Source organism: Gordonia polyisoprenivorans NBRC 16320 = JCM 10675, from assembly GCF_000241325.1.
GTDB classification, from domain to species: domain Bacteria; phylum Actinomycetota; class Actinomycetes; order Mycobacteriales; family Mycobacteriaceae; genus Gordonia; species Gordonia polyisoprenivorans.
Map to the genome: position 1 here is coordinate 1 of NZ_BAEI01000016.1, position 12,233 is coordinate 12,233.

Consider the following 12,233-nt stretch of genomic DNA (forward strand, 5'->3'; position numbering starts at 1 on the left):
ATCGTCAGCGCCCTGCATCGCGCGGTGCCGCTGCGCCCGGATTCGGAGTCCGACACCGACGCCGTCATCGACGCCATCCAGACCGACGCGGCGATCAACCCCGGCAACTCCGGTGGTCCGCTGGTCGACGCGCAGGCCAAGGTGGTGGGTATCAACACCGCCGGGCTCGTCCCGGGCGGTGGCTCGATCGGACTCGGGTTCGCCATCCCGATCGGTGAGGCGGTGCCCATCGCGCAGGCCCTGATCCGCGACGGCAAGGTCAACCACCCGCAGATCGGTGTGAACGCCAGCGACGTCCGCAACGACAGGGTGCTCGGCGCCCAGATCCGCAACGTGGTGGCCGGGGGTCCGGCGGCCCAGGCCGGGCTGCGGGAGAACGACGTGATCGTCTCCTTCAACGGCCGCACCATCGAAAGTGCCGACGAATTGACCGTCGCCGTGCGTACCGCGAAGATCGGGGAGCCGGTCAAGTTCACCTACTGGCGTGACGGGCGTACCTTCGAGGGCACGATGACGCCCGCGAGTGACTGAGAACGTCCACCACCAGCGGACGCGCGAGAGCGGGGAAGTGCCATGTTCGACAGTGTGGGTTGGGGAGAGATCTTCATCCTGATCGTCGCCGGACTCGTCATCCTGGGACCGGAACGGTTGCCCGGTGCGATCTCGTGGACGATGCAGTCGCTGCGCAAGGTTCGCGAGTATGCGACCGGCGCGACCGATCAGCTCAAGAACGACTTCGGTACGGACTTCGACGACCTCCGCAAACCGCTCGCCGAGCTCAACGAGCTACGCGGTATGACACCGAAGTCGATGATCACCAAGCATCTGCTCGACGGCGATGACTCCGTCTTCAAGACCTTCACCGATGCCGGTTCGGTACTCAAGTCGGCCACCGACACCCCGCCGATCAAGCCGGTGTCCAAGCCCATGCCCGACGGCCCCGTCGGTGAGCCCGGGCCGTCGCTGAGGAAGCCGAGTGCCGCGGACTCGTCCGAACACCGGCCCGCACGCGGTCATCACGACGTCTCCGATTGGGACGCAACGTGATTCGCTGATCGACGAAGTATCGGCGAGCGAACGTCAGTGCCGAGTGGTGTCGATGCCCAGGCTCATGCCGGCCAGGCCGCGACGACGGACCGCGAGTTTGTCGGCGATCGCGCGCAGCGCCGATCCGGACGCGGAGTCGGGCGCGGCGAGCACGACCGGTGTGCCCGCATCACCGCCCTCCCGCAACGCCGGTTCGAGTGGCACCTGGCCGAGGAGATCGACCTGCGCGCCGACCATCCGGGTCAGCCGGTCGGCGACCGTCTGGCCGCCACCGGAACCGAAGGGCTCCATCCGTGTGCCGTCGGGCAGTTCCATCCACGACATGTTCTCCACGACGCCGAGGATCTTCTGCCGGGTCTGCAGGGCGATCGCGCCGGCACGTTCGGCGACCTCGGCGGCCGCCTGCTGTGGGGTGGTGACCACCAGGATCTCCGCACCGGGGATCAGCTGGGCGATCGAGATCGCGACGTCGCCGGTGCCGGGCGGCAGATCGAGCAGCAGCACATCGAGGTCACCCCAGTACACGTCGGCCAGGAACTGCTGCAGTGCCCGGTGCAGCATCGGTCCGCGCCAGGTGACCGGGGTGTTGCCGCTGGTGAACTGGCCGATCGAGATGAACCGCACGTCGTGGGAGATCGGCGGCATGATCATCTTCTCGACCTGGGTGGGCTTGGCGTCGCTGCCGAGCATCCGAGGCACCGAGTGGCCGTAGATATCGGCGTCGAGCACCCCGACAGACAATCCGCGCTCGGCGAGCGCGCAGGCGAGATTGACGGTGACCGACGACTTGCCGACGCCGCCCTTGCCCGAGGCGACGGCATAGACACGGGTCAGCGATCCCGGTTGGGCGAACGGGATCACCGGTTCGGCGGAGTCACCCCGCAGCTTCTTGCGGAGCTCGGAGCGTTGCTCGTCGTCCATCACGTCGAGGGTCACGCGTACCTCGCCAACCCCTGGCACGTCGGAGACCGCGGTCTGCACCCGGCCGCTGATCTCGCCGCGCATCGGGCAGCCCGAGGTCGTCAGGTACACCGCGACGTCGACACTGGCGTCGTCGTTGACGGCCACCGATTTCACCATGCCGAGATCGGTGATGGGTTTGCCGATCTCCGGGTCCCGCACCTTGGACAAGGCGGCGCGGACCGCGGATTCGTTGGGCGTCACTGCTGTAGTCATCACCTGCCAGCTTAACCGCCGGTGATGACGTGGCCGTCGGAGTGACCCCTCGGCGCACCCGTGGTCGGTCTCTCGCCGCCAGTCCGATCAGCGAGCCGGGGTGGTCTGCGGGGTGACCCGAGGTGTGGGTGCCGGTGCCGGCGGCGGCTGACCGGGCAACGTGATCCCCGGTGGCAGACAGATCATGCCGAGACACTGCTGGCTCGGGGTGGTCGTCGTCGGGGCCGAGGGGCCCGACGAGGGGGCGCCGCTCGACGGGGAGGACGGCCGGGACGGTGAACTCGACGACGAACTCGACGGCGGGCGCATCTCCGGGATCGGGGTCGTCGGCATCACTCCGGTGGCATACGCCGCCGCCCAGGCCAGCACGTTCTGCGCGTACGCCAGGGAGTGGTTGTACCGCATGACCGCGGCGACCTTGTTGCTGTCGGCCATGATGTCGGACACGCCCGCGCACAGATAGCGCGCCGCCGAATAGGTGGCGTCGAAGATGTTGTTGGGATCGGCCTTGCCATCTCCGTTGCCGTCGCTACCCCAGGCGGCCCAGGTGCTCGGGATGAACTGCATCGGTCCCATCGCCCGCGCATGCGATCCGTCCGCGTTGCGGATGACCTCGTTGCCCGCCAGTGAACCGTCGAGCACCGGCCCCTCGATGGGGACGAGGGTGGTTCCGTACTGGTCGACATCGCCGTTGTCGGCGTGATTGGACTCGATCCGTCCGATGCCGGCGAGCAGGAACCACGGGATCTTGCAGGCCGCGTTCTCCGAGGCCTCTCGGTCGGCGGCGAGTTTGTACGCCTGCAGCACGATTCCCGGAATGCCGAGCGGCCCGGACGGCAGATCCGCCGACAACCGGAATTGCGGCGCCACGTCGGGATCGGCCGGACGGGCCGCCGGAGGGGCGAAGCCCAGCAATGAAACAGGTTGTGCGGCAGCGACTCCCGCCACATCGATCGGGGCGTTCGCGGCGAGTGGGACGCCACCGCCGTCGTGGGCGCTCGAGGTGGCCGCACCCAAGACCATCGCGCCGACGAGGAGACTGCCCGCGCCGACCGACAGCGTGCGTCGGGTCAGCATCGAACCGCGATGCGGGCCGCGGGACCGACGAAAGGGATGGGGCACCCTCATTGTGGGTCCCCGTGGTCGTGGGTCGGCCCCGTGCGCACTGTGCGCGCCATCGATCCGCGCCGCGCCGCGCCCCTGGTCCCCGTACGCGCTGTCTGCCCTGTCACGTCGTTCACTCCGTTGTCAACGTCCACCCGTCGTCGCCCCCCGAGAGAGCGGATGCGGTCGGGCCGGGTCTCGTGGGTGACACGAGCGGCAGCCGACCGGCACTGTGGTCCACCATACATATGGGTCGGATGTCCCAGTCGGTGAACTCAGGGATTGGAATCCGGGGATGGGAACCCTGGGAACGCCTGACACGGGGAGACGACCGATCCGAAGGTGTAGTCGGTGATCTCGGGTGCGGTGTTACGCCCGGTCGGGGCTACCTCGACGGGAGACGTGATCCGACGGTTGGTCGAGGTCGCGGTTGGCCAGCCGGTCGGCGAGGTCGTCGAGCAGGTCGTCGAGTTCCTTGCGCAGGTAGTCGCGGGTGACGGTGTCACCGACGGCCAGGCGCACCGCCGCCAGCTCGCGGGCGAGGAACTCGGTATCGGACTTGGTCTGCGCGGCGCGGGTGCGATCCTCCTCGAGCGCGACCTTGTCGCGGTTCTCCTGACGGTTCTGCGCGAGCAGGATCAGCGGCGCCGCGTACGCGGCCTGGGTGGAGAAGGCGAGATTGAGCAGGATGAACGGGTAGGGATCCCATCGCAGCGACACCGCGAACAGGTTGATGGCGATCCACACCACCACGATCACGGTCTGGATCGCGAGGTAGCGGCCGGTTCCGAGGAAACGGGCGATGCGTTCGCTGTAGACGCCGACGACGTCGGAGTCGAGGTTGAAGGCCGGACGCCGACGCTCGCGAGGGGTATCCAGCCTGCGGCCCCGGGGTTCGCTCACGACCGCACCTCTTCGGCCGAGTCGATCGGCTCGGTCTCGCGCCAGTCACGCGGCAGCAGTTGGTCGAGGAGGTCGTCGACGCTCACCGCGCCGAGCAGGTGGTGCTGGTCGTCGACGACCGGCCCGCACACCAGGTTGTAGGTCGCGAAGTAGCGGGTCACGGTCTCCAGGGAGTCCTCCGGTCGAAGATGGGCCAGATCGGTGTCGAGGATGCCACCCACGATGTTGGCGGGCGGCTCTCGCAGCAGCGCCTGTACATGCACGCAGCCGAGGTATTTCCCGGTGGGCGTGGAGGTCGGGGGGCGGACGACGAAGACCAGACTTGCAGCGGCCGGGTTGATGTCGGGGTTGCGGATCCGCGCGAGTGCCTCGGCGACCGTGGTCGCCGGGGTGACGATGATCGGCTCGGAGGTCATCAGTCCGCCCGCGGTGTCGGGGGAGTGGGTGAGCAGTCGGCGCACCGGTTCGGAATCCTCCGGGTCCATGCGCGCCAGGAACGACTCGGCCTCGGTGTCGGAGAGCTCGCCGAGCAGGTCGGCGGCGTCATCGGGATCCATCGCCTCGAGCACATCGACGGCGCGGTCGAGCTCCAGATGCGACAACAAGTTCTTCTGATCATCGGGCGGCAACTCCTGCAAGACGTCTGCCAGACGTTCGTCGTCGAGAGCCGAGGCGATCTCGTCGCGACGCTTGACCGGCAACTCGCGTAACGCGTTGGCGACGTCGGCGGCACGCATGCCCTCGAACTGCAGGAGGGCCTGAGCCACCCCCTGCCCGGGCAGGTCGAGGCTGCTCTGTGTCATACCGCGCACATTGGACCACTCCACGACGTGGGTTTCGCCGCGGCGCAGTCCCCGTCGGCCGGTGCGCACCGCGACGCGGGCCACCACCCAGTCGCGGGTGCGGGTGCGTTCGATGCCGAGATCGACCACGGGCACGTCGATTCCGGCGAGATCGGGCAGATCCGGGTCGACGACGCGGACCCGGGTGTCGAGGATCTGCCCGATCGCCAGCGCCTCGCCCGGACGCAAATGCAGCCGGCGCAGGCTGACCGTTCCGGTGTTGAGTGTCACCGCGTTGGGTTCGATCGAGGTCACCCGGAGCATGGGGACGAAGATGCGGCGCCGCGTGGTCAATTCCACCGCGAGTCCGAGTGCGCGCGGCTGCTGGCCGGGCAACCGCACCGAGATCACCGCGTCGCGCACACGCCCGATCGATTCGCCGTCCGGGCCAAGGACGGCCAATCCGACTAACCTGGCCACGAACACCTTGCTCACCGCCGACATGGGAGTAAGGGTAGTGGCATCGCACCCGGGGACGTAGACATGCCGGCGGCGGGTCGAGGACCCGAGGCCGGTCGCGGACCCGACTGACCCGCAAGGAGTGAGAAATGACCAATCCCATGCAGCCGTCGCGGCAGACGCCGGGTCTGCCGACGCCGCCCAAGGGTTGGCCGATCGGCTCGTATTCGACCTACGCCGAGGCCCAGCGGGCGGTGGACTATCTGTCCGACGAGCACTTCACCGTCGAGGACGTCACGATCGTCGGCGTCGACCTGATGCAGGTCGAGCGCGTCATCGGACGGCTGACGTGGGGCAAGGTCATCGGTGGCGGCATCGTGTCGGGAGCGTGGCTGGGTCTGTTCTTCGGCTTGCTGGTCTCGATCGTCGTCTCCGGAAATCCGCTGGTGCCGATCCTCTTCGGTCTCGTCGGCGGTGTCATCTTCGGTCTGATCTCGGCGACCATTCCCTATGCGGCGACCCGCGGTCAACGCGATTTCGCCTCGACCATGCAACTGGTGGCAGGACGTTACGACGTGCTGTGTGATCCCAAGAGCGCGGAGAAGGCGCGGAACATGCTGGCCCGACTGAACCCCTGAGACAGCTCACACGATCCCGGGCCTGATCGGCTCGCCGTGATCCACCCCGCTCTGATCAACACGGTCTCGAATTGGCACGGCCGCACACATTGTGTTGCCCGTCACATACATGTCGGGATAGCGTAACCTCCGAGACGGCCATGATCGCGTCGCGCACAACGCGTCGGCGTCGTCATGTGCACGACATGGAGGAGGCCGCGTGCGGCGCAGGATGGGCGGTGCGAGTCGAGACCCCGGTGACGGGTCGCGAAACCGGAAGTCGTCTTTGGGGATCCGCGGCAAGGTGGTCATCGCCGCCGCCGCGCTGGCCACGCTGGCGCCGATCGTGACGGCCTGTGGGTCCGGGTACGAGGCGGGCGTGCTGAATCTGTATCCGCCTGCTGACGGCGCGGATTCGGTGAAGGTCCAGGCGGACAAGTGCTCCAAGGAGTCCGGCGGCGAATACCGGATCGTCACCACCGCGCTGCCCAAGGCCGCCGACGATCAGCGGCTGCAACTGGCCCGACGTCTGTCGGGCAATGATCACAGCCTCGACCTGATGGGCATGGACGTGGTGTGGACGGCCGAGTTCGCCGACGCCGGTTGGCTTGTCCCGGTGCCCGACGATCTCGTCGCGCAGGTCACCGCGCGCACGCTCGGGGGTCCGCTGGAGACAGCGCAGTGGAAGACGCCCGGTGATGCCGCCGAGCGCCTCTACGCCATCCCGATCTGGACCAACACCCAGCTGCTCTGGTATCGCAAGGACGTTCTCGCCGATACGGTCCGCCAGCCCGCTGCGACCAACTGGGAGCGGATGCTCGAACAGGCCCAGGTCAGTCTCGGCAAGGGCGGTCCCGGCCAGATCATGGTGCAGGGCAAGCAGTATGAAGGTCTGATGGTGTGGTTCAACTCCGTGTTGGCCAGTGCCGGCGGTCAGATCGTCGACCCCGACAACCCCAGCAAGGTGACGCTGAACGACACCCCGGCCCACCGTGCCGCGACGGTCAAGGCCCTGCAGATCCTCAAGGCGGTGGCGACCGCGCCGGGCCACGATCCGTCGCTGACCAACGGTGACGAGACCAGCTCGCGCCTCGGCATGGAGAACGGATCGGCGCTCTACGAGGTGAATTGGCCGTTCGTGCTCGCCTCGATGAGAGAGAATGCATCGGCGGGCAGTGTCCCGTATCTGACGGATCTGCAGAAGTACAAGAATCTGTTCGCCGACCCGAACAACTCGCCCACCGACGCGCAGTTGGCGCCGGTGACCAAGGCTGTACGTCAGAAGTTCGACTTCGGACCGTATCCGGGGGTCGGTGATCTGCCCGCCAAGAGCACGCTCGGCGGACTCAACATCGCCGTCGCCAGCACCTCGCAGCAGAAGGATCTCGCGTTCAAGGCGGCGATGTGCCTGACGAGCGCCGACGCGCAGAAGTACTACAGCCTCAACGCGGGTACGCCGCCGGTGATCTCGTCGCTCTACTCCGACCCGGAGTTCCGGGCGGCTTATCCCATGGCCGACGACATCAAGCTGCAGCTCGAACCCGACCACGCGGCGCTGCGTCCGAAATCGCCCCAATACCAGTCCATCTCGACGCTGGTCCAGGCCAAACTGTCACCGGTCGGGGCGTGGGACCCACAGAATCTGGTCGATCAGCTCGCCGATGCGGTACAGAAGGCGATCAACGGGGAGGGCATCATCCCATGACCAACGACGACAACGAGGCCTCACGACGCGGCCGGCACGCGATGCCGGAGGGTGAACAGCCCACGGCCCCAGCCGAACCCGGTCTCGACGTGACCGCTCCGCACACCTTCGGGCCCACCGTGCATTCCCCGGTGTGGGAAGCGCCTGCGGAATCATCGGCGGCAGGCCGGGTTCCGGATGCCGATGCAGCCGGCCCGACGCGGGCCGCACCGGCCACCGCGGTGATCGATCGCCCTGCGCCGCCGGTAGCCGCTCCGAAGCGGAGTGAGGGTAAGAAGGCCGAGCGTCGGTTGGCGTTTTGGTTGGTGTTGCCTGCGGTGGTGATGATGGCGGTGGTGACGGGGTATCCGATCATCTATGCGGTGTGGCTGTCGTTGAACAAGGCGAGTTTGTCGGCGCCGGGTAAGCGTGAGTTCGTGTGGTTCGCCAATTACGGGACGGTGCTCTCGGATGGGTATTGGTGGACGGCGTTCGGGGTGACGTTGGGCATCACGGTGGTGTCGGTGGTCATCGAGTTCGTGTTGGGGTTGGCGATCGCGTTGGTGATGCATCGGACGTTGTTCGGGCGGGGCACGATTCGCACCGTGGTGTTGATTCCGTACGGGATTGTGACGGTCGCGGCGGCGTTCTCTTGGTATTACGCGTGGACGCCGGGGACGGGGTATCTGGCGAATCTGTTGCCGGATGGGAGTGCCCCGTTGACCCAGCAGTGGCCGTCGTTGGCGATCATCGTGTTGGCCGAGGTCTGGAAGACGACCCCGTTCATGGCGTTGTTGTTGCTGGCCGGGTTGGCGTTGGTGCCCGATGATTTGTTGAAGGCCGCCCAGGTCGACGGGGCGGGGGCGTGGACGCGGTTGTGGCGCATCATTTTGCCGTTGATGAAACCGGCGATCCTGGTGGCGTTGCTGTTCCGTACTCTGGACGCGTTCCGGGTGTTCGACAACATTTATGTGTTGACCGCCGGGTCGAACAACACGTATTCGGTGTCGATGCTCGGTTACGACAATCTGTTCAAGGGTTTCAATCTTGGTGTGGGGTCGGCGATCTCGATCCTGATCTTCGTGTGTGTGGCGATCATCGCGTTCATCTTCATCAAGGGGTTCGGTACTGCGGCACCGGGCTCGGACAACGAGGGGAGGTAAGGGGCGGTGAAGACCGGAGCCAAACCGAAATTCTGGTGGGCGATCGCCAATATCCTGGTGATCCTGTATGCGATCATCCCCTTGTTGTGGATCGTGAGTTTGTCATTCAAACCCGCCTCGAGTGTCACCGACGGCTCGTTCATCCCGAAGGAGTGGACGTGGGAGAACTATTCGTCGATCTTTTCCACGAGCGCGTTCACCTCGGCGTTGATCAACTCGATCGGGATCGGGTTGATCACCACGGTGATCGCGGTGGTGTTGGGCACGATGGCCGCCTATGCGGTGGCCCGTTTGGACTTTCCGGGTAAACGCCTGTTGATCGGGGCGGCCCTGTTGATCGCGATGTTCCCGCAGATCTCGCTGGTCACCCCGCTGTTCAATATCGAACGCACCCTGGGGTTGTTCGACACGTGGCCGGGGTTGATCCTGCCTTACATCACCTTCGCGTTGCCGTTGGCGATCTACACGCTCTCGGCGTTCTTCCGGGAGATCCCGTGGGAGTTGGAGAAGGCCGCGAAAATGGATGGCGCGACCCCGTTCCAGGCGTTCCGGAAGGTGATCGCCCCGTTGGCCGCGCCGGGGGTGGTGACCGCGGCGATCCTGGTGTTCATCTTCGCGTGGAACGACCTGCTGCTGGCGTTGTCATTGACCTCGACCGAACGGGCGATCACCGCGCCGGTCGCGATCGCGAATTTCACCGGGAGTTCCCAGTTCGAGGAACCCACCGGGTCGATCGCCGCGGCCGCGGTCGTGATCACCATTCCGATCATCATCTTCGTGTTGTTCTTCCAACGTCGAATCGTGGCCGGGTTGACCTCCGGCGCGGTGAAGGGATAAACCCATGGCAGACATCGTTTTGGACCACGTCAGCAAAACCTATCCCGACGGCTCGACCGCGGTGCATGAGGTGAGTATCGATATCGCCGACGGCGAGTTCATCATCCTCGTCGGCCCGTCCGGGTGCGGGAAATCGACCACCCTGAACATGATCGCCGGCCTCGAGGACATCACCAGCGGGGAGCTACGGATCGCCGGGCAACGCGTCAACGAACGCGCCCCCAAAGACCGCGACATCGCCATGGTGTTCCAGTCCTATGCCCTGTATCCGCACATGTCGGTGCGGGAGAACATCGCGTTCCCACTGACCCTGGCGAAACTGTCGAAAGCCGAGGTCGCCGCGAAGGTCGACGAAGCCGCCCGCATCCTCGACCTGGGGCCCTACCTGGATCGGAAACCGGCGAATCTATCCGGTGGGCAACGCCAGCGCGTCGCGATGGGCCGGGCGATCGTGCGTTCCCCGAAGGCGTTCCTGATGGATGAACCGCTGTCGAATCTGGATGCGAAACTGCGGGTGCAGATGCGCGCGGAGATCTCCCGGCTGCAACAACGCCTGGGTACCACCACCGTGTATGTCACCCACGACCAAACCGAAGCCATGACCCTCGGTGACCGGGTCGTGGTCATGCGCTCGGGGTATGTCCAGCAAATCGGTTCCCCCCAAGAGCTCTACACCAACCCCGCCAACATCTTCGTCGCCGGCTTCATCGGCTCACCCGCCATGAATTTCCTGCCCGGACGACTCGGCGCCGACGGGGTGTCGACCCCGATCGGCACGATTGCGCTGCACGATCAGCAACAGGTCACCGATGCGGCAGCCCGGGTCAACAGCAACGGGGAGGTCCTCGTCGGTATCCGCCCCGAACACCTTGAGGACGCCCACCTCATCGATGCCGACACCTTGTCGCGGGGAAGGACGTTCACGGTCGGGATCGACGTCCTCGAATCCATGGGATCGGACAACTACGCCTATTTCCGTATCGACTCCCAGGGTCCGGCGAATGACGCACTCGCCGAACTGTCCGCCGACTCCGGTGCCACCCTCGGCGGCGGCGAAATGATCGCCCGACTCTCCCCCGAATCACAGATCCGCCGCGGCAGTACCGCCGAACTCTACTTCGACCCCACCAAGATCACCGTCTTCGACCAGCAATCCGGCGCGAGTCTGCGTGGTGCACCAGCGAATTCGGTTGCAGGCGGGCCGGCACTGTCGAAGGGATGAGCGCCGCGGTCGTCGACAGGTGATCATCGGCGCCGACGCCGAGGCTGTTCGCGGAGTTCGTCGATGATCTCGTCGTCCCAGATGTGCTTGCGCACCAGGCGATAGCGCTCGCACGCGAGCCACAGGTAGAGTTCGGCGTCGCTGTCGAGGTCGGACCGGACATCGGCGCGTCGGGCCATACGGATGACCGGCAGGAATTCCTCACCGAACCACCGCCGTGCCACCTCGGTACGGCCGAGAAATTCGCCCACCTCTTGGCTGAGACGGAAGCCCCAGGCCTCCACCGCCTCTGCGAGTTCGGCGTAGTCGAAGGGGTCGGCGAACCGGATGGTGTCGGCCTGTGCACCCGACAGCGGCACCCGTGAGAGGAACAGGCGGCGGTGGTCCTTGAGGAGGAGGTCGCCGGGCACATTGATGCCCTCGGGGGAGATGCGGGTGTGGATCTCGGTGACGTAGGCCTCGATGGTGTCGAGGTGTCGTGCGATGGCGATCGAGATGCGGTGGTGTCCGTCGATGACGAAATGCATCCCACCGATCCGGTACAGCCGCACCGGGGGCATCGATTCACCGCGCCGCTGCGCGGCCGCGAGTCGCTGCCACCGGCTGCGAATCCGGGCTGACGTCGGGCGGAAGTAGCGGTCGAAATCCTTGGTGCGGTCCACACTTCCGACGATCGAGGCCACCTCGACCGTCTGCAGTCCCAGGTAGGTCTCGCCGGTGCGGCCCAATGCGGCGACGACCTCGTCGAAGGGGAGGATCGCATTGACGTCGGCGGGTTGTCGGGTGAACCACTGTGTCAGCCGGGCGAGTTCGGCGTGCCGGCGCATCCGCTGGAAGTCATTCTCGGCGTCGGCGTCCGGGAATCCGGTGTCACGAGCCATATCTGCGCCTCACGATCCTGAAATCTCCGGTGTCGGTGTCGAAATCGAACTGGCAGTAGCCGACGACGTTCATCGACACGGTATCGGTCCCGATGATCAGGTCACGCGGATGCGCACCGTAGGGATGGATGTGCCCGTGCACCATGATCTTCGGTCGGAGTCGGTCGACCAGTGGGTGGAAACACGAGAACCCGCGGTGCGGCCGGTCCTCGGCGTCGCCCACGCCGCGTGCCGGCGAATGGGTGAGCAGGATGTGCGGGCGGGTGGCACGCACACCGCCTCGGGCGCGCAACAACCACGACCGCAACCGTTGCTGCGCCTCGGTGTACTGATTGGGACCGGAGTTGTAGCGGATACT

13 protein-coding genes are annotated in these 12,233 nt (G+C 66.1%); 7 read left to right on the forward strand and 6 right to left on the reverse strand.

All coding sequences use genetic code 11. The features are described 5' to 3' along the window. Nucleotides 1-531: S1C family serine protease (locus GOPIP_RS05020; RefSeq protein WP_006368489.1), on the forward strand; the 531-nt coding region annotated here is incomplete at its 5' end. A 42-nt stretch (nt 532-573) separates the two neighbouring features. Then, a complete protein-coding gene (gene tatB / locus GOPIP_RS05025; protein WP_006368490.1) occupies nt 574-1,047 on the forward strand; it encodes a Sec-independent protein translocase protein TatB in 474 nt (157 codons plus the stop codon). A 33-nt stretch (nt 1,048-1,080) separates the two neighbouring features. Here tatB and GOPIP_RS05030 read toward each other — a convergent pair whose 3' ends face one another. The 4 genes from GOPIP_RS05030 to GOPIP_RS05045 form a co-directional block, all read right to left on the reverse strand. Beyond that, complete coding sequence (locus GOPIP_RS05030) at nt 1,081-2,223, reverse strand: Mrp/NBP35 family ATP-binding protein (RefSeq protein ID WP_026920206.1); 1,143 nt, start codon at nt 2,221-2,223, stop codon at nt 1,081-1,083. Between the two features lie 87 nt (nt 2,224-2,310). Continuing rightward, nucleotides 2,311-3,351: a lytic transglycosylase domain-containing protein gene (locus tag GOPIP_RS05035; protein ID WP_205741496.1), complete on the reverse strand. Its 1,041-nt coding sequence runs from the start codon at nt 3,349-3,351 to the stop codon at nt 2,311-2,313. Between the two features lie 345 nt (nt 3,352-3,696). Next, nucleotides 3,697-4,230, reverse strand: coding sequence for a DUF1003 domain-containing protein (locus GOPIP_RS05040; RefSeq protein ID WP_006368493.1), 534 nt, complete (start codon nt 4,228-4,230; stop codon nt 3,697-3,699). Further along, nucleotides 4,227-5,516 (reverse strand): magnesium transporter MgtE N-terminal domain-containing protein, encoded by a 1,290-nt coding sequence (locus tag GOPIP_RS05045; RefSeq protein ID WP_006368494.1) that lies wholly within the window; start codon nt 5,514-5,516, stop codon nt 4,227-4,229. The genes GOPIP_RS05040 and GOPIP_RS05045 overlap by 4 nt, the downstream gene beginning before the upstream one ends. A 104-nt stretch (nt 5,517-5,620) precedes the next feature. Here GOPIP_RS05045 and GOPIP_RS05050 point away from each other — a divergent pair, with 104 nt between their 5' ends. From GOPIP_RS05050 to GOPIP_RS05070, 5 genes are all read left to right on the forward strand, one after another. Further along, a complete protein-coding gene (locus GOPIP_RS05050; protein ID WP_006368495.1) occupies nt 5,621-6,109 on the forward strand; it encodes a YflT domain-containing protein in 489 nt (162 codons plus the stop codon). A 265-nt stretch (nt 6,110-6,374) separates the two neighbouring features. Then, entirely contained in the window at nt 6,375-7,793 is a 1,419-nt protein-coding gene (locus tag GOPIP_RS05055) for an extracellular solute-binding protein (protein WP_006368496.1), read from the forward strand. Continuing rightward, nucleotides 7,790-8,935 carry a carbohydrate ABC transporter permease gene (locus tag GOPIP_RS05060; RefSeq protein ID WP_006368497.1) on the forward strand — a complete coding sequence of 382 codons (1,146 nt, stop codon included), beginning with the start codon at nt 7,790-7,792 and terminating at the stop codon, nt 8,933-8,935. The genes GOPIP_RS05055 and GOPIP_RS05060 overlap by 4 nt, the downstream gene beginning before the upstream one ends. A gap of 6 nt (nt 8,936-8,941) precedes the next feature. Then, on the forward strand, nt 8,942-9,772 hold the full coding sequence (locus tag GOPIP_RS05065; protein WP_006368498.1) for a carbohydrate ABC transporter permease: 831 nt from the start codon (nt 8,942-8,944) through the stop codon (nt 9,770-9,772). A gap of 4 nt (nt 9,773-9,776) precedes the next feature. Continuing rightward, the gene (locus GOPIP_RS05070; RefSeq protein ID WP_006368499.1) at nt 9,777-10,994 is read left to right on the forward strand and encodes an ABC transporter ATP-binding protein; all 1,218 of its coding nucleotides are present in this window, start codon (nt 9,777-9,779) and stop codon (nt 10,992-10,994) included. A 23-nt stretch (nt 10,995-11,017) separates the two neighbouring features. On the opposite strand, the gene GOPIP_RS05075 is transcribed toward GOPIP_RS05070, so the two are convergent. After that, nucleotides 11,018-11,875, reverse strand: a complete 858-nt coding sequence (locus tag GOPIP_RS05075) for a hypothetical protein (protein WP_006368500.1) — start codon at nt 11,873-11,875, stop codon at nt 11,018-11,020. Beyond that, nucleotides 11,865-12,233 (reverse strand): metallophosphoesterase family protein (locus tag GOPIP_RS05080; RefSeq protein ID WP_006368501.1); only part of this gene is annotated, 369 nt, incomplete at its 5' end. The genes GOPIP_RS05075 and GOPIP_RS05080, both read right to left, overlap by 11 nt.

What these genes read in the sequence shown, in the direction of transcription:
- tatB (WP_006368490.1), top strand. Translation starts at nt 574, where the DNA reads ATGTTCGACAGTGTGGGTTGGGGAGAGATCTTCATCCTGATCGTCGCC.
- GOPIP_RS05030 (WP_026920206.1), bottom strand. Translation starts at nt 2,223, where the DNA reads ATGACTACAGCAGTGACGCCCAACGAATCCGCGGTCCGCGCCGCCTTG.
- GOPIP_RS05035 (WP_205741496.1), bottom strand. Translation starts at nt 3,351, where the DNA reads ATGAGGGTGCCCCATCCCTTTCGTCGGTCCCGCGGCCCGCATCGCGGT.
- GOPIP_RS05045 (WP_006368494.1), bottom strand. Translation starts at nt 5,516, where the DNA reads ATGTCGGCGGTGAGCAAGGTGTTCGTGGCCAGGTTAGTCGGATTGGCC.
- GOPIP_RS05050 (WP_006368495.1), top strand. Translation starts at nt 5,621, where the DNA reads ATGACCAATCCCATGCAGCCGTCGCGGCAGACGCCGGGTCTGCCGACG.
- GOPIP_RS05060 (WP_006368497.1), top strand. Translation starts at nt 7,790, where the DNA reads ATGACCAACGACGACAACGAGGCCTCACGACGCGGCCGGCACGCGATG.
- GOPIP_RS05070 (WP_006368499.1), top strand. Translation starts at nt 9,777, where the DNA reads ATGGCAGACATCGTTTTGGACCACGTCAGCAAAACCTATCCCGACGGC.
- GOPIP_RS05075 (WP_006368500.1), bottom strand. Translation starts at nt 11,875, where the DNA reads ATGGCTCGTGACACCGGATTCCCGGACGCCGACGCCGAGAATGACTTC.